The sequence below is a fragment of the Promicromonospora soli genome (genome assembly GCF_014653785.1).
Lineage (GTDB): Bacteria > Actinomycetota > Actinomycetes > Actinomycetales > Cellulomonadaceae > Promicromonospora > Promicromonospora soli.
Window position 1 is genome coordinate 837,530 of the sequence record NZ_BNAS01000002.1, and the last position, 22,367, is coordinate 859,896.

Genomic DNA, 22,367 nt, shown 5'->3' on the forward strand with positions numbered 1-22,367 from the left:
CCTGCGGGTCAGCGGTCCGCGAGGCCTAGCACGTCGAGCGTCCAGGCGTGCTCGAACGCGATCTGCTCCCACGCCGAGTAGCGCCCCGAGACGCCGCCGTGACCCGCCGCCATCTCGATCTTCAGCATCGCCGGTGCGCCCGCGGCCTGCAGCCGGGCCACCCACTTCGCCGGCTCCACGTACAGGACGCGGGTGTCGTTGAAGCTCGTGGTGGCGAGGATCCGGGGGTAGTGCGATGCGTCGTCGGCAACGTTCTCGTACGGCGAGTACGAGCGCATGTACGCGTACACCTCGGGGTCGTGCAGCGGGTCGCCCCACTCGTCCCACTCGGTGACGGTCAGGGGGAGGGTCGGGTCGAGCATGGACGTCAGCGCGTCCACGAACGGCACCCCGGCCAGCACGCCCGCGAACAGCTCGGGCGCCAGGTTGGCGGCCGCGCCGACGAGCAGGCCGCCGGCACTGCTGCCGTCGGCCACGATGCGGTCCGACGCCGTCCAGCCGGTGGCGACGAGGTGCCTGCCGCAGGCCACGAAGTCGGTGAACGTGTTGCGCTTCGCGGCCAGCTTGCCCTCGTCGTACCAGGCGCGGCCCATCTCGCCGCCGCCCCGCACGTGCGCGACGGCGAAGACGACCCCGCGGTCAAGCAGGCTCAGGCGCGGCACGGAGAAGTAGGGGTCGATCGACATCTCGTACGCGCCGTACCCGTACAGGAGCAGCGGCGCGGGCTCGGCGGGAGAGCCGGAGCTTTCGGTGGTCGAGCCTCTCGAGACCCCGAACCGCACCTTGTCCTTGCGCCAGACCAGGGAGATCGGTATGCGAGTCCCGTCCTCGGCGACGGCCCACTCCCGGCGCTGGTCGTAGTCGCTCGCGTCGTAGCCACCGAGCACCGGCTGCTGCTTGAGCAGAGTGCGCCCGCCGGAGGCGACGTCGTACAGGTAGAGGGACTGCGGCGTCACGAACGAGGTGTAGCCGACCTTCAGGTTGGGCTGCTCCCATACGCCCACACCCGCGCCGACGGACTCCAGCGGCTGGCCGAAGGAGATCTCCTGGAAGTCCCAGGAAACGGTGGCCTCGGCCAGCGACAGCACGGCCGAGCGGGAGATCGCCTCGCGGCGGTAGTAGAGCACCAGGTAGCGCTCGCTCGAGCTCACGCCCTCCAGCCGCACGTCGGGGTCGTGCGGCACGACGACGGTCGCCGCCTGAGGGGTCACCGTCTCGCCGCGCGCGGGAACGGGGGAGGCGACGAGCTCGAAGTTCAGGGCGTCCTTGTTGTGCAGGATCAGGAGCACATCGCCGCTCGAGGGCAGCACCGCGTGCTCGACCGTGTACTCGACGCCCTCGCGGCGCGGCCACACGACGCGGAACTCGCCGGTCGGGTCATCGGACTCCAGGAGCCATGACTCGCTGGTCACCTTGGAGCCGAGCTCGATCTGCAGGTACTTCTTCGACCGGGACAGGCCGACGCCGACCCAGTACCGCTCGTCGGGCTCCTCGAACACGATCACGTCGTCGGACCCGGGCGTGCCGAGCCGGTGCCGCCAGACGCGCCAGGGCCGCCAGGCGTCGTCGACCGTGAGGTAGAAGATGTGCTCACCGTCGGGTGCGAACAGCGCGCCGGGCGCGGTGTCGGGCACCTCGTCCCCGAGGTCCGCACCCGTGGTCAGGTCACGGACGCGCAGGGTGTAGCGCTCGTCGCCCGCGGTGTCGGTCGCGTAGAGCAGGCGCCTGCCGTCGTCGGACACGTCGAGCGAGCCCAGCGCGAAGAAGTCGTGGCCCTCGGCCTCGATGTTCTGGTCCAGCAGCACCTGCTCGCCCGGCACCGGTTCGCCGGGCTCGAGGACGCGAGGCGTCCAGTCGTCCGGTCCGGCGGCGGGGTAGCGCGCGTGGATCGAGTACTGCTGGCCCTCGACCGTGCGGGCGTAGTACCACCAGCCGCCGTCGCGCGAGGGGACCGAGAGGTCGGTCTCGAGGGTGCGGCCCTTGATCTCGTCGAACAACGTCTGCCGCAGCGGCGCGAGGTGCTCCTGATGGGACAGGGTCCAGGCGTTCTGCGCCTCCAGGTACGCGACGACCTCCGGGTCCTCCTTGTTGCGGAGCCACTCGTAGTCGTCCATGACGGGATCGCCGTGGAACGTGCGCTCGGCAGGGCGGCGCACGGTAAACGGGGGCTCGGGCAGGGGAGGGACGAGCTCGGACGGTGCAGGGAGAGAGGCAGTCACGGAGTCGGTCGATCGATCGGTTGCTGGGGCTGCCGCTGGGGAAGCAATGGCGTCGTCGGGCACCGTGTCAGCCTATCCGCGCCGCCCGCTGCGTGACTTGCCCAGTGACGTCCGTTCTGCTCCGTCTCCATGGCGCTTTGTGACCTGTGTGTGACCCTCGCGTGCAAACAGTGACACAACGCACGGCTACACTCTCGGCACACCGATGCCATAAGTTTGATGCAGGCCTGGTTAAGCAGGACTGAATCATTCCGGCGTCGCGCGGCACCGAGACCTCGGAGCACCACTCACCAGAACCGACGGAGGACCCGGCAGATGACAGCCGACCGACCGAACCTCGCGACAGCCGCGCGGAGGCTGCTCGCCACGCTCGCGGCAGTGGCCATACCGGCCATGATCGTCGCGACGCCCGCCATGGCAGCCTCTGCGCCTGACGCCGAGTGCACACCTGACGCCTCGACCGCCTGTGTCGTGGCGATCGTCCTGGACGGACAGAGCAACCCCGTCCCCGACGTCGGCGTGAACATCTCGGGCGCGGATTTCGACGTAGACGTGACCACCACCAAGGAGGGCCCGGCGTCCGTGGAGGTGCCACACGTCGGCTCCTACACGATCACCCTCGACGAGGCGACCGTCCCGGACGGGCTCTTCCCAGACGCCACCGAACGCGTGGTCACCGCGCAGAACGGCATCGCGGCGCGTTCCGCGTTCCGGCTGACCACCACGCCCCCCGAGGGCGCCGAACCCACCGCGACACCGACCGACGGCCAGCCGACGGACGCGGCGACCGACGGCACCGTGCCCGCTGACGAAGGCCTCGGCGGCGCCGACACCACCAGGGGGTCGGGTCCGTCCTTCGGCCAGATCTGGCAGCAGTTCGGCTCCGGCATCCGCTTCGGCCTGCTGCTCGCCCTTGCCTCGGTGGGCATCAGCCTCATCTACGGCACGACCGGCCTGTCGAGCTTCTCGCACGGCGAGCAGGTGACGCTCGGCGCCATGTTCGGCTTCATCGGCATCCAGTGGATGGGCCTTCCGGTCTGGCTCACCCTGATCCTTGTGATGGTGGTCTGCGCCGCCACGGGCTGGTTGCAGGACGCCGCCATCTGGGCTCCACTGCGCAGGCGCGGCACCCCGGTCACCCAGATGATGATCGTGACCATCGGCCTGTCGCTCGCGCTGCAGTACATCATCCAGATGGTGATCGGCGGCCGGTCGCTCCGTGTCCTGCCGCAGAACCCCCGGCCCCTCGAGATCGCGGGCATCACCCTGAGCACCGCGTCGTGGCTCTCGATGGGGGCCGCCATCGTGGTGATCGGGTTCATCGCCTGGTTCCTCACCCGCACCCGGATCGGCCGCGCCACGCGCGCCGTGTCGGACAACACGGCGCTCGCGGCGGCCACGGGAATCAACCCCGACCTCATCGTCCGCATCGTGTGGATCATGTCCGCGGGCTTCGCGGGCCTGGCCGGCATGCTCCTGGCGATCTCGTTCGGCTCGTTCAACTGGTCGCTCGGCATGCTCCTGCTGCTCCTGATGTTCGCCGCCGTCACCCTCGGCGGACTGGGCACTGCGTTCGGCGCCCTGCTGGGATCTCTCGTGATCGGCCTCGTCGTCGAGATGTCCACACTCATCCCCGGAATGCCGAGCGACCTCCGGTACGCGTCGGCACTCGTGATCCTCATCCTCGTGCTGCTGGTACGGCCTCAGGGCCTGCTCGGCCGCGCCGAGCGGATCGGCTGAAAGGAGAACCATCATGGAACTGAGCCGCATCCTCACCCAGGCGCTCGCCGAGCTCATCGCTCCGACCACGGCAGCCATCGCGCTGGCCGCAATCGGCCTCAACCTGCACTTCGGGTTCACCGGCCTCCTCAACATGGGGCAGGCAGGCTTCATGCTGCTGGGCGCCTACGGCTTCGGCATCGCCACGATGTCCGGCGCGCCGTTCTGGCTCGCTCTGGTCGTCGCGCTCGCCTCTGGCGCGCTGTTCGCTCTCATCCTCGGTATACCGACGCTGCAGCTGCGTGGCGACTACCTGGCGATCGTGACCATCTCGGCCGCGGAGATCATCCGAATGCTCGGCCGTGCCACCGTCTTCCAGGAATGGACCGGCGGCGCGGCAGGCCTCACGGGCAGCTCCTTCAAGGCGACGTTCCAGGAGCTGTCGATCCTGCCGGCGGCCCCGGAGCGCGGCGCGTTCGGGCCGCTCGAATACGTGTTCACGGGCTCCGACTCGTGGTGGACCCGTCTGTTCGCCTGGGCCGCCGTGCTCGTCGCGGTCCTCTTCGTCTGGCTCCTGACGCGCAGCCCGTGGGGCCGCGTGCTCAAGGGCATCCGTGAGGACGAGGACGCCGTCCGCGCCCTCGGCAAGAACGTCTTCTCCTACAAGATGCAGGCGCTGGTGCTGGGCGGCATGCTCGGGTCGCTCGGCGGCGTGCTGTATGTGCTGCCCCGGTCTGTGGCACCCGACTCGATGGGCCGCTCGCTGACGTTCTTCGTGTGGACCGTGCTGCTGCTCGGTGGCGCCGCCACCCTGTGGGGCCCGGTGCTCGGGTCCATGCTCTTCTTCGCCGTCTACATGCTGCTCCGCGCAGGCATGCGCGAGGGATTGGAAGGCGTGGTTTCGAGCACGATGGTCGAGCAGATCGGCGGGATGCTTGTTGGCGTGACGCTCATGCTTCTCGTCATCTTCCGTCCACAAGGAATACTGGGGAACAAGAAGGAGCTCGCCTTCGATGTCCGATGAGACGCAGAACAAAGGCACTGAGGTGACCGAGCCCGAGACCACGGTCGAGGCGCTCGACACAGTCGAGCGCAGCGACTCCGTGGCTGCCAAGGTGGCGGAGCATGTGCTGGCCAAGGTCGAGCCGACGGTCGGCGTGAGCAAGCCGGACACGATCATGGTCGTCGACGACGTGGTGCGGCGGTTCGGCGGTATGACCGCCGTCGACGTCGGGCACCTGGAGGTCCAGCGCGGCGTGATCACGGCCCTCATCGGCCCCAACGGTGCCGGCAAGACGACGTTCTTCAACCTGCTCACCGGGTTCGACAAGCCCAACCAGGGCTCATGGTCGTTCGAGGGCAGGTCGCTCCACGGGATGAGCGCCACCAAGGTGGCGCGCAACGGCATGGTCCGCACGTTCCAGCTCACCAAGGCCCTCTCGCGCCTCACCGTGCTGCAGAACATGCTGCTCGCCGCCATGGACAACCCGGGCGAGAACCTGTTCGGCTCCCTGGTGAGGCCCCTGTGGGCGGGCACCGAGAAGCGGAACACCGAGAAGGCGCTCGAGATCCTCGCGCGGTTCAAGCTCGACACCAAGAAGGACGACTACGCGGGCTCCCTGTCCGGCGGTCAGCGCAAGCTCCTGGAGATGGCGCGGGCCCTCATGACGGACCCGACCATGATCATGCTCGACGAGCCGATGGCCGGCGTGAACCCCGCCCTGGTCCAGTCGCTGCTGCACCACATCCAGGCGCTGCGCGACGACGGCATGACCGTGCTGTTCGTGGAGCACGACATGCACGCGGTCCGGCACATCTCCGACTGGGTGGTGGTCATGGCCGAGGGCAAGATCGTGGCCGAGGGCCCGCCCAAGTCCGTCATGCAGGACCAGGCAGTGATCGACGCCTACCTCGGCGCCCACCACGACACCGACCTGGGGGACGACTCGCTGCTCGACCCCGCGGTGCTGGCCCGGCTCGAGGCCGAGGAGGACAAGCGATGAACGACGCAGCCAAGGCGCCTCAGCGGGAGACCCTGCTCAAGGCGACTGACATCGTGGCCGGCTACATACCCGGCGTGAACATCCTGAACGAGTGCAACCTCGAGGTCGCCAAGGGCGAGCTCGTCGGCATCATCGGCCCCAACGGCGCCGGCAAGTCGACGCTGCTCAAGGCCCTGTTCGGCCTCGTGCACGTCAGCTCCGGCACCGTCACGATGGCCGGCAAGGACATCACCAACCACAAGGCGAACAGCCTCGTGTCGCAGGGTGTCGGCTTCGTGCCGCAGAACAACAACGTGTTCCCCTCGCTCACCGTCGAGGAGAACATGCGGATGGGCGTGTACCTCAAGCCCAAGATGTTCGCCGAGCGGTTCGAGTTCATCACCGACCTGTTCCCCACCCTCGGGGAGCGGCGCGCGCAGCGCGCGGGCGCCATGTCCGGTGGTGAGCGCCAGATGGTCGCGATGGCCCGTGCGCTGATGATGAACCCGTCGGTGCTGCTCCTCGACGAGCCGTCGGCCGGGCTGTCGCCGGTGCGTCAGGACGAGACGTTCCTGCGCACCCGGATGATCAACAAGGCCGGCGTGTCCATCGTCATGGTGGAGCAGAACGCGCGCCGCTGCCTGCAGATCTGCGACCGCGGCTACGTGCTCGACCAGGGCCAGAACGCGTACACCGGGACGGGCAAGGAGCTGCAGTCCGACCCGAAGGTGATCTCGCTGTACCTGGGCACGTTGGCCGAGGACGTCGACAAGGCGAGCTAGTCCCGCCGAAGTAGAACTGTGGCGAGATAGAACTGTGGCGAGATAGAACTCTGGCGCAACCCCTGGTCAGGGGTTGCGCCAGAGTTCTATCTCGCCACAGTTCTATCTCGGCAGGGGGCTCGTCAGGCCTGGCCGTCGTCCGCCACGGCGAGCCAGCTCAGCGCAGGGGCCTCCGTGCCGCCGTCGTTCGAGACGGTGTAGGTGACCACTGCCGCGTCGGGCAGCGTGAACGTCCCCGAGACCACCGCCGACTGCCCCATGCTCCCGTTCGGGAAGGCCGCGGAGCCGACCGGCACGGTAGTGACCGTCCCGTCCGCCGCCCCGGTCCACGAGACCGACGTAGCCATACGACGTGACCGCCCCGAGCCCGGGTTCCACCACTCGGTGTGCCCGGACGACACCGTGTACGTGCCGGCGGGCAGCGTGAGCCGGTACTGCAGCGGTGTGCCCGTCCCGGCGGTGTACCAGCCGGTCTCACGCATCTTGTCGTACGGGTTCGTGTTGAGCAGCCCCTTCGCGCTGTACGACGCCGCCCGGCCCCAGCCGCGCTCGGCCGACCACGCGGCGTCCGCCTCGCGATTGAGCAACGGCCGGTCCTCAGCGTCGGCCCAGGCCCGCACGGCGGGGTACGCGACGGCGTTCGGAGCAGCCGGCGCGTTGGCGTCGATGAAGTACCGGAGCCCCTCGGGCACCACCTCGACGTATAGCGAGATCCGCAACGACGGGTCCTTGACGAAGGTCCCGTCGACCCGGACGAGGGCGTACGGGGTGTCGAGCGCACCCTCCGGCACGAACCACGACACCTCGGCGTCGATCGTGGTCCCGGCCGCCGAGACGGCCCGGACGGTCCGAGGCAGGTCGGCAGCCTGCCCGACGGCGGTCGCCGCCCGGGCCGGTGCCTCGACCACCTTCACCGGACGCTCGGCCGCGTCGCCGAGCCGCACCTTGGCGCCGCCGGTCAGCACGTCGACGCCGTCGAGCGTGAACGTCCCGCTCGCCACCCGCACGGTGACGGTGTGCTCGCGCTGCTCCAGGCCACGGAGCCAGTACGACGTCTGTCGCGTGCCCACGGTGCCCACCTGTTCCGTGCGAGGCGTGCCGCCGTCGATCGTCACCTCGAGCGTCGCAGCACCCGTGGCGCCGAACAGGTTCAGCCCGGTACCGGTGAAGTCGACGTTCACGGACTGGCCGGTGCGCAGCACGTGCTGGGTCCGGTTGAAGTGCGCGAAGCCGGCCTGCGCGAAGGTGAACCCGTCCGGGTAGGCCAGGCGCGCGTCGGAGTCGTCGATCTTCTCGGACGCCCAGGCGTACCCCTTGACCGGAGTCACCGCGAGGTTGTCGTACCGGGTGTTGTAGAACCCGCTGGCCAGTGCGATGCGCCCGGAGAGCACCGGGTTGGCAGACGGGTCGACGTGCTGCACCAGCCGCGCGCCGTCCAGGTTTGCCGTGATGACGTTCTCCCGGGCCTCGACGGCCAGGGTGTGCCACGCGCCGCCGTCGAACTCCGCCACCGTGCCGGAGGCCACGACCGCGTCGAGCTTGCGCAGCTGCCACCGCCCGTCCTCGTGCACGCGCACGGTGTAGGTGGCCTGGTCGCCGCCGCGCGCGTACGTCTGGCGCACGCCCAGCCCGGCGAAGTTCTCGAGCGTGCCGTCCCGGTCCACCGCGTCGAGCTGGAAGTCCACCATGGCGGTGTAGTCGGCCCAGCGGTGGTCGCCGAGCACCGTGGACGGTGCCGCCGTCTGGAGCACGTCCTGCCGGCCGTTGCCCCACACGTTCCAGGTGAAGCCGCGGTTCTGGCCGTGGATCTGCTGCTGCAGCACGTTGCGGTGCGCCGCGTCGTCGGATCCGACCACCTCGAACGCGCCGTCCTGGTCGGCCGTGTACCTCGGGGTGCCGCCCCGCCGCTCCAGGTACGTCATCTCCCGCCCGCCGACGGTGGTCACCGGGTAGTCGTCGTACTCGAAGTTGTCCCGGTACGGCAGCTCGAGGATCGTGTCCTCGGCGTCGGGCGCGAAGTCGCCCGGTGCGTACTCCGCCGTCGTGCCGTGCACGCCGTCCTCGAGCGTCGACAGCGTGACGATCGAGTACGCGGGCACCTTCACTCGGTACACGTCGTGCTCGACGCCGCCGATCGTCTCCGAACGGACCGGCGCGTAGTAGCCGGTCTTCTGGAAGTAGTTGGCGTCGTACGCCTGGTCGGCGTCCGGGCCGCGCGTCTCCCACGCGTAGAGCGGCCGTCCCGCCGCGCCCAGGTCCGCCACCTTGACCTCGAAGTACCGGTCCGTGCGGGTGTTGTTGGCGTGCACCTGCGACCACTGCTCGTCGGCGTCGCTCTCGGCGCTCGCGGGCGTGCGGGCGGTGAGGACCGTGCGCGTCGACGTGTCGACGTTCGTGCCGCCGTCGCCCTTGGTGCCGTCGCCGCCGGTAGCTCCCTCGACGTACTCCCAGCCGTCCTCGACGAACTGGTGGAAGTGCCGCACCGCGACGAGGCCGACGTCGCCCTCCCAGTAGCCGGACCACGGGTCGGAGGCCCGGATCAGGTGCTTGGGGGAGTACTGCGTGCCCTCGTACATGGCGCTGACGGCGGGCTGGAACAGGAACGTCGTCATGTGCGCCGGGTCGCTGCCCGCGCCGCTCCAGCGGTAGGCGTTGATGAACCGGTCGGCGATGTCGGCGGCGGAGACGGTGCCGCCCACGCCGCCGCGGCCCGGGTCGGCCGCGATCCGGTACTGCGGGTCGATCATCGGGGCCACGCCCTCGGAGTACAGGATCTCCTTGCCGAACTCCTTGTTGAGCCGCGTGACGTTCGGGCCGCCCACGATGTCGTAGTGATAGCCGAGGGCGTCCACCTGTTCGAGCGCGGCCGGGTCGGCAAGGATGCGGGCGGCGATCGCGTCGCCCTCCCGGTAGGAGTCCAGGGCGACGATCTTGATCTTCGAGTAGTCGTAGCGGGCGCCCGGCGCCGCGGCGTCGCGCTCGAGCCACTGCGCGAACTGGACCGTCCAAGCGAGCTCGGACGCCTGGTAGGTCGCGCCGCGCACCTCGTTCTGCGACGGGCTCATCCAGTCGAACTCGACGCCGAACGTGTCGTAGGCGGCGTCGATCGTCTCCTTGTACCACTGGTACCGCTTGGCCGGGTCGTTGCCCGTCCAGGACGGCTCGCCCCAGCGCAGCGCCTCGGTCTCGATGTCGGGGTTGATCGACAGCGCGTCGGCGATGAAGTGGAACCCCGCGCCGCGCAGCACGTTCGCGGGCTCGTCGGCGCTGCGCTTCGTGGCCGGCTCGGCGCCCGACGAGCTGTTGCTGTCCGCCCCCAGCTCGACCTTGATGTGCTTGAGGCCCGCCCCGGTCTCGGGGTCGAACAGCATCCGCATGATCGCCCAGTAGGCGTCCGGGTTCTCCTCCTTGTAGTCGAGGAGCAGGTTCGACGTGTTGTTGCACGAGACGGACCCGAAGCCGCCGAAGGCGTTGTAGGGGCTGCCATCGGCGCGGCGTTCGACGTCGTCACCGTCGACCACGAGCTCCTTCCATGCGATCGACGGGTCGTCGAGGCGGAGCTCGGGAAGGGGCGCGTCGGTCGAGACCGCAGTGGGTGCGGACGCTTCGTCCGGTGCCGCTCCTGCCGGTGGAGCCAGGAGGCCGCCGGCTGCGAGGGTGAGGATGGCGGCCGTCGCGGCTCCCGCGGCCGTGAGGCGGTGGGTACGTGGCATGAGGAACTCTCCGTCGTCTTTGACTGGTCGAGGAGAGCCTGATCGAACGTGATCAGTTATGACCGGATGGGTTGGTCCGGAGGTGCCCTCCGGCCTTGAAAGTACGGGGAGGTGACCGGAATGGTCAACGATGTGATCGATATTGTTTGGGTCGGTCTTCGTGCCTGGGTCCGCCGAATGGGGCGGGCGCCGACAAGGCTTCTTGATCCTGGGACCGCCGAATGGGGCGGGAGACGTGCGGCCGGCCTCGCTCACGCGCCCCAGGGGGCGCTCCGCTACGGCTTTACGGCCGGCCGCACGTCTCCCGCCCCATTCGGCTCTTCCTATCGCTCGCCTTCGCGGGTGGTTGGCGAGAGAAGACTGTCTGGTGAGAGTGGCAGTCGTGGGTGTACGTCGCTTGGTGTAGGTGTGCGTGTGGGTGTCAGGGGTGGGTGAGGTCGGTCCAGGTGAGGCGGTGGTCGCTGCTCGGGAACGGGAAGACGCCGGTGAGGCGGGAGAGGGGGTCGGCGGCGGCCGGCCAGAAGACTCCAGCGTCGCGGACGCGCAGGTCGCGCGAGGGGAGCACGTAGTCGACCCGGAGGTTGCCCGGGGCGGTGTCGGCGAAGTCGGCCGTGTCGAGCGCGGGATCGCCTACGTGGTTCAGGTTCGCGCCGGCCTGCAGCTCGGCGGCCTCGGGCGCGCCCGCCGACGTCGGCTGCGGGTCGGTGACCCGCGGGTGGCTCAGCAGCTGGTGGATCGCGGCGTCCACGGAGTCGCCGTCGGCCGGGTCGGCGTTGTAGTCGCCCACGATCACGAACGACGAGCCGGGACGCAGACCGCCGCGGTGACCCTCGTCGTCGTACAGGTAGCGGGCGGCGCGGCCGCCGCGCACGTAGTCCGCCCAGAGCCGGATCTCGTCGTGGTTGCGCAGGCCGTTGCGGTCCTCGACGCCGTCGAACGACGGCGGGGTCGGGTGCGCCGCCAGCACGTGCACCGTCTCGTGGCCGACACGCACCGGCACGTCCCAGTGGGACTTGCTCGACAGCGGCAGCACCGCGAGCTCCTCGGCCGAGTACCAGTCGGCCGGGGCGTCGGTAGCCGGGTCGTCCGGCAGGAGCGCGCCCGGCATGTCCTGCCACTTGAAGCTCTGGAACGTGCGCACGCGGTCGTGCTGGATGGGGTACTTCGACAGCACGACCATGCCGTACTGCCCCGGGAAGAGGCCGAAGCCGAGCGCGTCGTCGCCGCCGCCCACGGTCCCGTTGTTGTTCAGGTCGAACCCGCTCGGGATCCCCGTGTTCGACGGCGCCACGAAGGCGTAGGGGTACTCCACCGGCGTCCCGGTGCCCTGCGGCACCTCGAGGTAGTTCTCGCGGAACAGGTCCGCGGCGGCGTACGGGTCGAGGTCGCCCGAGTAGTCGAACTCGTTGAGCAGCACGATGTCGGGGTCGGCGTGCTGGATGACCTCCGCCACGGTCGCCGCCTGGGCGTCGTCGCCCGTCGACAGGTCGGCGACGAGCTCGCCCTCCTGAGCCCGGTTGAGCGACAGGTTGTAGGTGGCGGCGCGCAGGGTCCGGTGTCCGGCGTCGGCCCGGTCCGCCGGCGTCGTGCCTGCCGAACCTGTGCCTGTCGAAGCCGTGCCTGCAGCGGCCGTGCCTGCCGAGGCGAGGAAGGCCCCGGCCAGCAGGGCTGCTGCCGCGGCCGCGGCCGTCAGGCGCGAGGGGGTACTGGCTCGCATGACTGCTCCTTCTTCGGGTGTCGTGCCCTGGGAATCACGGCCGCCGTGCGTGGATGTCACGGCTCGCCGTGCGGTGGTGTGGTGCGCGGGCTGTCCGCGTCAGCCACCGTAGGGCGGCGTCGGTTCAGATGGGTGAACGGCGCATGAACAGCCGCGCGCCCGGTCCGCGGAGGTTCACGCGGGGTCGTGATCGAATCGTTGCGCCAGGGCTGCCGGCATGGCCGTTCCTGCCGATAGGTTTCCGGGGCGGCCCGGCCGGTCGCCACGACGGCGTCCGCCGTCGTGCAGCGTGAGGGAAGAGCCGATGAACCGCATTTTCCGCCCCGCCCGCCTGCTGACGGCAGCGGCCGCAGTGACCATCTCGCTGACCATGCTCACCGGTTGTGGTGCGTTCCTGGACGAGATCGTGTCGAACGGCGATGCCCCGCGCGACGAGCCGGGCGGCGAGGTCACCGCTTCCGCCGAGGCGGATGCCTTCGCGATCCTGAAGGGCGACTGCATCGACCTCGAGGCGCTCCAGGGCTACGGCGAGGCCGCGGAGGGCGAGGAGTACGAGGTCGAGTCGGTGCCCGTGGTGCCGTGCGCCGAGCCGCACACCGGCGAGGTGTATGCCGAGCTCGTCATGAAGACCGACAAGTTCCCGGGCGAGAAGGGCATGTCGAAGAAGTTCGACGAGTGGTGCTACGCCGAGTTCGGCAAGTTCGTAGGCATCTCCTACGACGAGTCGAGGTACGGCTACACCGGCTTCTACCCGACCAAGGACAGCTGGGAGCAGCTGGACGACCGCACTCTCCAGTGCATCGTCAGCTCCGAGGAGCCGTTCACGGGCAGCCTCAAGGGCGTCGCCGAGTAACCCGTGCCGCACCTTCGCGCGCCGTAGCGCGTGGGGACGCAGCCCGCAGGTCCGCCGCGAGGACCGCCAGTGCGGCCAGCACGAACATCGCCCCGAACAGGGGCACCGTGCCGACGCCGTCCGCGGCGACCACCCACGCCCCGAGCGCCGCCCCGCCGGCGATCCCGAGGTTGAAGACGGAGCTCGATATCGCGGACGCCGACTCGACGGCGCCCGGGGCGACCTGCATGCACAGGAACGACAGGGCCGGCGGGATCGCGCTGAACGCGACGCCGAACAGGGCCAGGCCCACCAGGGCGATCGCGGGGACGTGCCCGAGCGCCCAGAGCAGCATGAGCGCCCCCGTCAGCAGCCCGAGGGAGGCGAGCACCGCGTGCCATGGCCGCCTGTCGAGCACCTGGCCGATGAGGACGGTCGCGGCCACGCCCGCCGCCCCCTGCCCGAGCAGCAGCATGCTGAGGTACTTGTCTGGAAACCCTGCGGTCTCCAGCAGGAACTGCGTGACGAAGGTGATCATGATGAATCCGCCCGTCACGAGCAGCGCCGTGACCACCATGAGCACCACGAAGCGGCGCATGCTGGGATCCGTGCCGCGGGCGGTCCCGCCCTGCTCCGGGGTGACGTCCGGCATCGCGACCGCCATCGCAACGCACGCTGCCAGGCTGACCACCGAGAACAGCAGGAACGCGGTGCGCCAGCTCGTCTGCTGACCCACCCAGGTGCCGAGCGGGACGCCGAGCACGGGCCCGAGCGAATTGCCGATGGTGAGGCGAGCGATCATCTTGCCGCGCACGGCGGGGGCGAACAGGCTCGCGGCCGCAGGCGCGACGGCCGCCCAGAAGAGCGCCTGCCCCAGCGCGGTGAACATGCGCGCAGCCATCAGGTCGGCGTAGCCGATCGCGAACGCGGACCACAGCGAGCCGATCGCGCAGACGGCGGTGGTCGCCGCCAGGACGTAGCGGCGCGGGAACCGGCGCGTCAGGCGCGAGAGCGGCAGCGACGCGAGGAAGACGACGGCGGCATAGGCCGTGACCAGCAGCCCGATCTCGGACGTGCTGCGGCCCAGGTCGGGGGCGATGAGGGTGAGCAGGCCGCCCGGCAGGTTCTCGGCGGTGACAAAGGTGAACGCAGAGACCGACAGCGCGACGAGCGCGGCGACCGCGCGGCGCTGGTTCACGGGAGAGTGCTGGGTCGCAGACTGGGCGGCTGCGGGGGGCGTGGTCGCGGTCATGCTGTTCTCCGGCTGGTCGGCGGGCGTGGGCTCACCCGGACGACGAACTGGTCCGGCGGACGACGACAAACGTACGCGGCCTCGAACCGATTCTACGAACGCATTTCCGGCGCGGATCGCGAACTAAAAATGTGTCGTAAGCAACATTGTCGTAATATTTCCCTGGTTTCCTCCTACTTGGGACATAGGCGTCCCGCAGGTCCGGCGAATCACCTCCTCGTCCCGGACACCGCACTCTTCACGGAGGAAACATGAACCCACGCATCTGTGCTGTCGGCGCGGGAGCTGCTCTGCTGCTCTCCGCCGCCGTCGTACCGATCACCGCTTCGGCAGCGCCACCGGTCGAGGAGCCGCCGCAGCAGGCGGCGCCCGCCAAGGAGGACAACCGTCCGGACGCCCTCGCCGAGAAGCAGACCGAGAAGCGGCAGCGCGCCGTGGACCTGGTCGCCACCGGTGAGGCGAAGGTCGAGACCCGCGGCACGGGCGCCCACGCCTCGAAGGTCGTGGAGATCGCGCCGAACGAGTTCGTCGAGTACGGCGTCGAGGAGACGGCTCAGCTGTTCAGCATCCTCGTTGAGTTCGGCGACCAGGCCGACGAGCGCTTCCCGGACGCCGCCGCAGGTCCGCTGCACAACACGATCCCGGAGCCGGCCGACAACGACAACTCCACCTACTGGGAGCCCGACTTCTCCAGCGAGCACTTCAAGGCGATGTTCTTCACCGGCCTGGAGGACCAGGGCGGGGAGTCGTTCCACGACCTTTACGACGAGATGTCGTCGGGCCGGTTCGACCTGCAGGGCGACGTGTCCGACTGGGTGACCGTGCCGTACAGCACGGCCTCGTACGGCACCACCGAGTCTGGCACGGACATGACGCGGTTCGTCCAGGACGCCGCGGACGCCTGGTACGAGCAGCAGGTCGCCGCGGGCAAGACCGCCGCGGAGATCGACGCATACCTCCAGTCGTTCGACGTCTGGGACCGCTACGACATGGACGGCGACGGCATCACCGCCGAGCCGGACGGCTACATCGACCACTTCCAGGCGATCCACGCGGGTGAGGGCGAGGAGGCCGGCGCACCCGAGTCGGCCATCTGGTCGCACCGCTGGGCCGTAAACCAGGGCGGCTTCGGCTCGGACGGCCCGGCCGCTTTCGAGAAGCTCGGCGGTATCAAGATCGGTGACTCCGATCTCTGGATCCGCGACTACACCACGGAGCCGGAGAACGGCGGTCTCGGCGTCTTCGCGCACGAGTTCGGCCACGACCTCGGCCTGCCGGACTACTACGACACCGCTGGTGGCGAGAACGGCACCGGGTTCTGGAACCTCATGAGCTCCGGCTCGTGGATGGGCCACGGCGACGGCACCATCGGCACCACGCCGGACCACATGGGCGCCACCGAGAAGCTCTTCCTGGGCTGGCTCGACTACGAGGTGGTGGAGCCGGGCGAGACCGAGCGGGTCAAGCTGGGCCCCTCGTACCACGCCACGACGCGGGAGCAGGCGGCGATCGTGACCCTGCCGGACGGCGTCGCGAAGATCGACCTGGGGGTTGCGCCGTTCGACGGCCAGTTCGCGTACTCGGGTCAGGCCGACGACCTGAACAACACGCTCGCCTCGCCGTCGTTCACCGTGCCCGCCGGCGGCTCGCTGGCCGCCAAGGTCCAGTACGCCATCGAGGCGGACTACGACTATGCGTTCGCTGAGGTCTCCACGGACGGCGGCGGCTCGTGGACGTCCCTGCCGACCAACCTCTCGACGAACGAGGACCCGAACGGCACCAACCCGGGCAACGGCATCACCGGCAGCTCGGCCGGCGCATGGGTCGACCTGACGGCCGACCTCTCCGCGTACGCGGGCCAGACGGCGTCGGTCCGGTTCCGCTACTCGACCGACGGCGGCACCACCGAGACCGGCTTCATGGTCGACGACGTCGCCGTGGGCACCGCCCTGACCGAGGACTTCGAGGACTCGTCCGACTGGACCGTCGACGGCTTCATGACGATTGCCGCCGACGGGACCTACGAGGTCGAGTACTCCCACTACTACGTGGCCGAGAACCGCGTGTACGGCGGGTACGACGCCACGCTGAAGACCGGCCCGTACAACTTCGGCTGGCTCTTCAGCAACGGCAACCGGGTGGAGCACTTCCCGTACCAGGACGGCCTGCTGATCTGGTACGTGAACTCCCTGTACGGCGACAACAACGTGTCCGCCCACGCGGGTGGCGGCCAGGCGCTGCCGGTCGACGCGCATCCCAAGTCGCTGACCTGGTCGAACGGCGCGATCGCCCGCAACCGGATCCAGACGTACGACGCCACGTTCGGCCTGCAGAAGACCGACCCGCTCTCGCTGCACCGCGAGCTGTCGGCGACCGAGTCGGCCTCACTGATGACGGGCAAGCAGAAGCCGGTGTCGAAGTTCGACGACACCAACCCGGAGGCGTACTACGACCCGGCGAACCCGGGTAACTCCGTACTGGTCGGCGGCACCGGAACCACCATCAAGGTGCTGTCGCAGGACACCTGGTCGGGCAACATGACCATCCAGGTCAACTGACCCCTCCCCGATCCCGCCGAGGTAGAACTGGGGCGAGATAGAACCCTGGCGAAGTAGAACCGCAGCGCGAAGCTGTAGTTCTACTTCGCCAGGGTTCTATCTCGCCACAGTTCTACCTCGGCGAACGCGGGCACTACGCTCGAACGCATGACACACCTGCGATGGGGCATCCTGGCGGCCGGCTGGATCGCCGAGAGCTTCACATCAGACCTGAACGACAACGGATTCACCGTGCAGGCGGTGGGGTCCAGGTCCCTGGAGAAGGCGCGCACCTTCGCCGACCGTTTCGGCATCCCGACGGCGCACGGCTCCTACGAGAACCTCGTGAACGACCCCGAGGTCGACATCGTCTACATCTCCACGCCGCACCCGTTCCACGCCGAGGCCGCGAAGCTGGCGCTGGAGGCCGGCAAGCACGTGCTGGTCGAGAAGCCGTTCACGCTCAACGCGTCCGAGGCCCAGGAGGTCATGGACCTCGCCGAGGCAAAGGGGCTCGTGGCGCTCGAGGCCATGTGGACCCGGTTCCTGCCCCACATGGCGCGCGTCCGGGAGATCATCGAGTCGGGCGTGCTCGGCGAGGTGCGGACCCTGCTGGTGGACCACACCCAGGACCTGCCCGACGACCCCGCACACCGCATCAACGCCCTGGCCCTCGGCGGCGGCTCCCTGCTCGACCTAGGCATCTACCCTGTCTCGTTCGCATGGGACCTGTTCGGCGAGCCGCTCACCGTGCAGTCACACGCCACGTTCAAGGAGACCGGCGCGGACGCCACCATCGCCACGATCTTCGGGTACGACGGCGCACGGGTCGCCACGACCATCTCGGCGTCGGACACCCGGGGGCCCAACCGGGCCTCGATCCTGGGTACCGAGGGCCGCATCGAGATCGACGCCGTCTGGTACAGCCCGGCGGTGGTGCACGTCTACGACGCCGCGGGCACCGAGACCGAGACCTTCACCGGTGAGGTGATCGGCCGCGGCATGCAGTTCCAGGCCGCCGAGGCGGAGCGTCTGGTCGCGGCCGGCCAGCTCGACAGCCCGCTGCTGCCGCGTGCGGAGACGGTGGCGATCATGGGCACGCTGGACACGATCCGCGAGCAGATCGGCCTCAAGTACCCGGGAGAGTAGGGGTCAGTCGAGGGGGTGGAGGACTCGGTCCAGGAAGCGGCGGGTGCGCTCCTCGGCCGGATCGCTGAAGATCCGCGCGGGCGCACCGCGCTCGACGACCACGCCGCCGTCGAGGAACAGCACCTCGTCCGCGACCTGGCGCGCGAACTGCAGCTCGTGCGTCACCACCACCATGGTCCAGCCCTCGTCCGCGAGCTCCTTCATCACGGTCAGCACCTCGCCCACGAGCTCGGGGTCCAGGGCCGACGTCGGCTCGTCGAAGAGCAGCAGGTCCGGCGAGAGTGCGAGCGCGCGCACGATCCCGACGCGCTGCTGCTGACCGCCGGACAGCTCGTGCGGGTAGGCGTCGCGCTTGTCGGCGAGGCCGACGCGGGCCAGCAGCTCCTCGGCACGGCCGATCGCCGTCGCGCGCGGTACCCGCTTGACCTGCGTGGGGCCCTCGATCACGTTCTCCAGCACCGTGCGGTGCGGGAACAGGTTGTGGTGCTGGAAGACCATCGCGGACCGGTCACGCAGGGCGGCGCGGTTCGCCTTCACCGTGCGGGCGGCGGCGCGCCGGCCGGCCCACGTGCGGGACCGGACACCAGCGGCCTCGGCGCCGAAGTCGACGTGGGGTCCGCCGTCGAGCTCGAGCAGGCCGGCGTCCGGCGTCTCGAGGCCGTTGAGCGAGCGCAGCACAGTCGTCTTGCCGCTGCCGGACGGGCCGATCAGCGCGATCACCTCGCCCCGCCGCACGTCCAGGTCCACCCCGCGCAGGACATGGTTGGTGCCGAACGACTTCTGCAGGCCGCGGGCGGTCAGGAGGTTCTCCGTCGTGGCGTCCTCAGTGTGCGACATACCGGTCCAGCCTCTTCTCGAGGGCGTCCTGCCCGGTGGCGAGCACGGTGCAGAACAGCCAGTAGATGAGGGCCGCCTCCAGGTAGACCGTCATGAACTCGTTGGAGAACGCGGCGATCTCCTGGGCCCTGCGGAACATCTCGGTCACCAGGATCAGCGACGCGAGCGACGTGTCCTTGACCAGCGAGATGAACGTGTTCGACAGCGGCGGCACCGACACCCGAGCGGCCTGCGGCAGGATGATCCGGCGCAGCGAGCGGGCGGGCGACATGCCGACCGTCCAGCCGGCCTCCCACTGCCCCTTCGGCACCGACAGGATCGCCGCGCGGACCACCTCGGCGGCGTAGCCGCCCACGTTCATGGAGAACGCGATGATCGCGCTCGGCCACGGGTCGATGCGCACGCCGACCGCCGGCATGCCGTAGAAGATCACGAACAGCTGCACCAGCAGGGGCGTGCCGCGGATCAGCGAGACGTACGCCCGGCCGACCCACGACAGCACCCGGTTCGGGGAGAGCCGCAGCAGCGCCACGACGAGTGCCAGCACCAGCCCGATCCCGAACGACGCCAGCGCCAGCGGGATGGTGCCGGTGAGGCCGCCCAGCAGGAGCGGCCAGAACGAGTCGGCGATGAGCTGCCAGTCCATGTATCCCTTTCGCCGCCCGTCAGCGGAGAAGCGTCACTTCGTGCCTCGTGCGCTGCGTCACTCGTGCCTCACTCGCTGCCTTACTCGGAGACGTCCTCGCCGAAGTACTTCTCGCCCAGCTCGGCGAGGGTACCGTCGGCGCGCAGCTCGTCGAGGGCGCCGTCCACCGCCTGGGCGAGGGCCTCGCGCTCCGGCGTCACGACGAACGCCGACTGCGACTCCTCCTCGGTCTCCGCGGCCACCTTGATGCCGGAGGCGTCCTCGGTGTTCGCGTAGTCGAGGAAGGTCAGGCTGTCGTTGATCGTGGCGTCCACGCGGCCCTCCTCCAGCAGGGCGACGGCCTGCGCCCAGCCCTCGACGCCCTCGATCGCCGCGCCGTTCTCCTCGGCGAGGTCACGCCAGTTGCTCGTGAGCGACTGGGCAGTGGTCTTGCCGTCGAGGTCCTCGAAGCCCGCGATCTCGGTGTTGTCGGCCTGCACCACGAGCACGCCCTTGGACACGGTGTACGGCGCCGAGAAGACGTAGTCGGCCTCGCGCTCCGGGGTGATGGTCACCTGGTTCGCGATGGTGTCGAAGCGGCCGGCGTCCAGGCCCGTGAAGATCGCGTCCCACTGGGTCTCCTGGAAGTCGATCTCCAGGCCCAGGTTCTCCGCGACGGCCTCGGCGACCTCGACGTCGTACCCCACGAGCTCGCCCGTCTCGTCGTGGTAGCTGAACGGCCGGTAGGTGCCTTCCGTGGCGACGGTCAGGGTGTCCCCGGACACGAGCCCGAGCTCCTCGCCCGCGCCGCCGGGCTCGCCAGAGCTGCCGCAGCCGGTCAGGGTCAGGAGGGCGGCCGAGGCCGCGGTGACCGTGATGAGGGCGCGGTTGCGAGACATGGTGAAAGCTCCGTTCGATGGTTGACACACATCGGCCGAATCGATGCGTGCCCCCAAACTAGCCGATAGCAGGACCGAACTCACGTCTGCATCGGCGTCTGTTCCGTCACGTCCGTTCATCACGCCGCCACCGGTCCGGGGTGGTCCCGTACCTGTCCTTGAACCGCCGCACCAGATATGTCGCGTCGCGCAGGCCCGTGCGTGACGCGACGACGCCGAGCGGCAGGTCGGTGTCCCTGAGCATCCGGCGCACCTCGGTCATGCGGCGTTCGGTGATCCAGTCCAGCAGTGTGCGGCCCGTGCGCTCACGGACCACGGTGGTCAGGTAGCCAGGCGTGTAGCCCAGCGCCCGGGCGACGTCGGCTGCCGAGACCCGGTCGCGGAACGTCGCCTCGATCTCGTCGAAGACGCGCGTCACCAGCGGGTCGGGCGGCACGGGGGCCGACGGCGCGAGCCGCGCCGCAGCGATCAGGATCCGGGTCAGCAGGGCCGACGCCGCATCGCGCGCCCCGACCTGGCCGGGGTCCGCCAGCTCCTCCTCGAGCTCCGTCAGCCACGAGGCCCAGCGGGGGCGCTCGGCCTCGGGCACGTTCGCGCTCGCGGCGCGGGACACGGTCGCGGGCTCGGAACCGGTCGTGCGTTCCCCAGCGCCGGCGGAGGCCGTGCCGGCGTCCCCGGCGAATAGCGCCAGGAGCGGGTGGTGCGCCCAGGCGAGGGGTGAGACCGAGGCGAGCGAGGGGACGGCGTCGGGCGTGAAGGCCACGTTCCAGGCCCGGCAGTGCTCGAGGCCGACGATCTCCGCGGCACTGATCGCCAGCCCGGGCGGGACGGCATGCAGGTCGCCGTCGCGCAGCGGGGTGTCCTGGCCGCCGAAGGCGACCGCACCACCGCCTCGCTCGATGTAGACGAGCACGAGGAAGTCGTGCGCGTGCCGGCCGTCGGTCGTCAGGTGCGGACGGTCGACCTCGGGGTCGATCCGGATGACCTGGACCGGCGGCATGCCTGGGCGCGGTGGATACCGGTAGACGGGGGTGCCGTCCGGGCGCACTGTGCGCAGCTGAGCTCGGGACCGGTGCCTGTCCGGGGTGCTGCCCGACGACTGCGGCATCGTTACCGACCTCCTGTCCCCGTCACGGCTTCGTAGCTGATCCGACGCTATCGACGTTCCACCACGTACGGCCAACCGAGGATCGTGCCATCGTCACCGACTTCTGTGCTGTTGCCACATCGCAGGATGTCCAATGCTGGAGAACGGCGGGACCCGCGCAGCGGACCAGCATGGACTACATGACAACCGGCGCAGCATTCGACGGAAGGCACTCCGATGAGCAATAGCAAGACGGTGCGGATCTATGACCATCGCACCCCGGAGGAACATGACCGCGAGTTCCTGCCAGGCATGGGCAAGCCCTGGCTGCTTCCGCTCTACGACGCGTTCTCGCGCCTTTCCGGCGTGCGGCCTTTGCACGACCGCGCGGCGGCGCTCGCGGACATCGCTCCCGGTGAGTCCGTGCTCGACGTGGGCTGCGGCACCGCGAACCTGTCGCTGGCGGTGCTGCGTGCGCAGCCGGCCGCGCGGGTCACCGGCCTGGACCCGGACGCCGGCGCCCTGCGCATCGCGGCCCGCAAGGCATCGCGCCGCCGTGTTCCGCTCACTCTCGTCCAGGGGTTCGCCGACCGCTTGCCCACCGACGACGGCTCGCTCGACCACATAGTGTCCGCCCTCGCCCTGCATCACGTGCCCGACGAAGGACGGATCCTCTTCGGTCGCGAGACCTTTCGCGCGCTCCGCCCGGGAGGGAAGGTGACGATCGTGGACTTCGGGAGCTCGGCTGGGGGCGACGGGGGCCACGGCTCGCACAAGGGGCACGGCCATTCCGCCCTGGCCGCCAACCCGCACACCGCCCGGAATTTCGCGGGCGGCCTGGTCCAGCTCCTCGCGGACGCCGGGTTCACCGACGCCCGGGAGATCGAGCGCGTGGAGCACCGCTACGGGCCGATCACGTTCGTGCAGGCAACCCGTGCCTGAGGGAAGCTGCGCGATCGGGCCGTCACGGGGGAACTGTCACTGCCCGAGAGGGGTAACGGAGAAGTAGCAATGCTC

16 protein-coding genes are annotated in these 22,367 nt (G+C 69.7%); 8 read left to right on the forward strand and 8 right to left on the reverse strand.

Annotated features, from left to right (window positions below):
- Positions 1–8: 8 nt before the first annotated feature.
- The gene (locus tag IE250_RS09550) at positions 9–2,114 is read right to left on the reverse strand and encodes a S9 family peptidase (RefSeq protein WP_229872326.1); all 2,106 of its coding nucleotides are present in this window, start codon (positions 2,112–2,114) and stop codon (positions 9–11) included.
- A gap of 420 nt (positions 2,115–2,534) precedes the next feature.
- On the opposite strand from IE250_RS09550, the gene IE250_RS09555 reads away from it, so the two are divergent.
- Genes IE250_RS09555 through IE250_RS09570 form a run of 4 tightly spaced genes read left to right on the forward strand, consistent with a single transcriptional unit; the run spans position 2,535 to position 6,702 of the window.
- Positions 2,535–3,959 (forward strand): branched-chain amino acid ABC transporter permease, encoded by a 1,425-nt coding sequence (locus tag IE250_RS09555; RefSeq protein WP_189669012.1) that lies wholly within the window; start codon positions 2,535–2,537, stop codon positions 3,957–3,959.
- A 13-nt stretch (positions 3,960–3,972) separates the two neighbouring features.
- Positions 3,973–4,962 (forward strand): branched-chain amino acid ABC transporter permease, encoded by a 990-nt coding sequence (locus IE250_RS09560; protein WP_189669013.1) that lies wholly within the window; start codon positions 3,973–3,975, stop codon positions 4,960–4,962.
- Positions 4,952–5,941, forward strand: a complete 990-nt coding sequence (locus IE250_RS09565) for an ABC transporter ATP-binding protein (protein WP_189669014.1) — start codon at positions 4,952–4,954, stop codon at positions 5,939–5,941. The genes IE250_RS09560 and IE250_RS09565 overlap by 11 nt, the downstream gene beginning before the upstream one ends.
- Positions 5,938–6,702: an ABC transporter ATP-binding protein gene (locus tag IE250_RS09570; protein WP_189669015.1), complete on the forward strand. Its 765-nt coding sequence runs from the start codon at positions 5,938–5,940 to the stop codon at positions 6,700–6,702. Before IE250_RS09565 ends, IE250_RS09570 begins: the two co-directional genes overlap by 4 nt.
- A 122-nt stretch (positions 6,703–6,824) precedes the next feature.
- Here IE250_RS09570 and IE250_RS09575 read toward each other — a convergent pair whose 3' ends face one another.
- Complete coding sequence (locus IE250_RS09575) at positions 6,825–10,415, reverse strand: hypothetical protein (RefSeq protein WP_229872292.1); 3,591 nt, start codon at positions 10,413–10,415, stop codon at positions 6,825–6,827.
- A 421-nt stretch (positions 10,416–10,836) separates the two neighbouring features.
- The gene (locus tag IE250_RS09580) at positions 10,837–12,132 is read right to left on the reverse strand and encodes an endonuclease/exonuclease/phosphatase family protein (RefSeq protein WP_189669016.1); all 1,296 of its coding nucleotides are present in this window, start codon (positions 12,130–12,132) and stop codon (positions 10,837–10,839) included.
- A gap of 304 nt (positions 12,133–12,436) precedes the next feature.
- Between IE250_RS09580 and IE250_RS09585 the strand changes: the two genes are divergently transcribed.
- Positions 12,437–12,985, forward strand: a complete 549-nt coding sequence (locus tag IE250_RS09585; protein WP_189669017.1) for a septum formation family protein — start codon at positions 12,437–12,439, stop codon at positions 12,983–12,985.
- Here the strand turns inward: IE250_RS09585 and IE250_RS09590 are convergent.
- Positions 12,966–14,216 (reverse strand): MFS transporter, encoded by a 1,251-nt coding sequence (locus tag IE250_RS09590; RefSeq protein ID WP_189669018.1) that lies wholly within the window; start codon positions 14,214–14,216, stop codon positions 12,966–12,968. The genes IE250_RS09585 and IE250_RS09590 overlap by 20 nt on opposite strands.
- A gap of 251 nt (positions 14,217–14,467) precedes the next feature.
- On the opposite strand from IE250_RS09590, the gene IE250_RS09595 reads away from it, so the two are divergent.
- Both IE250_RS09595 and IE250_RS09600 read left to right on the forward strand, forming a co-directional pair.
- Positions 14,468–16,774 carry an immune inhibitor A domain-containing protein gene (locus IE250_RS09595; protein WP_189669019.1) on the forward strand — a complete coding sequence of 769 codons (2,307 nt, stop codon included), beginning with the start codon at positions 14,468–14,470 and terminating at the stop codon, positions 16,772–16,774.
- Between the two features lie 147 nt (positions 16,775–16,921).
- Positions 16,922–17,902: a Gfo/Idh/MocA family protein gene (locus IE250_RS09600; RefSeq protein WP_189669020.1), complete on the forward strand. Its 981-nt coding sequence runs from the start codon at positions 16,922–16,924 to the stop codon at positions 17,900–17,902.
- Between the two features lie 3 nt (positions 17,903–17,905).
- Here IE250_RS09600 and IE250_RS09605 read toward each other — a convergent pair whose 3' ends face one another.
- The 4 genes from IE250_RS09605 to IE250_RS09620 all read right to left on the reverse strand — a co-directional run bounded on the left by IE250_RS09605 (position 17,906) and on the right by IE250_RS09620 (position 21,371).
- Positions 17,906–18,739 carry an amino acid ABC transporter ATP-binding protein gene (locus IE250_RS09605; RefSeq protein ID WP_189669021.1) on the reverse strand — a complete coding sequence of 278 codons (834 nt, stop codon included), beginning with the start codon at positions 18,737–18,739 and terminating at the stop codon, positions 17,906–17,908.
- Positions 18,726–19,385 (reverse strand): amino acid ABC transporter permease, encoded by a 660-nt coding sequence (locus tag IE250_RS09610; protein WP_189669022.1) that lies wholly within the window; start codon positions 19,383–19,385, stop codon positions 18,726–18,728. Before IE250_RS09610 ends, IE250_RS09605 begins: the two co-directional genes overlap by 14 nt.
- A gap of 80 nt (positions 19,386–19,465) precedes the next feature.
- Positions 19,466–20,263, reverse strand: a complete 798-nt coding sequence (locus tag IE250_RS09615) for an amino acid ABC transporter substrate-binding protein (RefSeq protein ID WP_189669023.1) — start codon at positions 20,261–20,263, stop codon at positions 19,466–19,468.
- Positions 20,264–20,369: 106 nt separating this feature from the next.
- Positions 20,370–21,371 carry an AraC family transcriptional regulator gene (locus tag IE250_RS09620; protein WP_189669024.1) on the reverse strand — a complete coding sequence of 334 codons (1,002 nt, stop codon included), beginning with the start codon at positions 21,369–21,371 and terminating at the stop codon, positions 20,370–20,372.
- 216 nt (positions 21,372–21,587) lie between these two features.
- Between IE250_RS09620 and IE250_RS09625 the strand changes: the two genes are divergently transcribed.
- Positions 21,588–22,292 (forward strand): class I SAM-dependent methyltransferase, encoded by a 705-nt coding sequence (locus tag IE250_RS09625; protein WP_189669025.1) that lies wholly within the window; start codon positions 21,588–21,590, stop codon positions 22,290–22,292.
- Positions 22,293–22,367 lie beyond the last annotated feature (75 nt).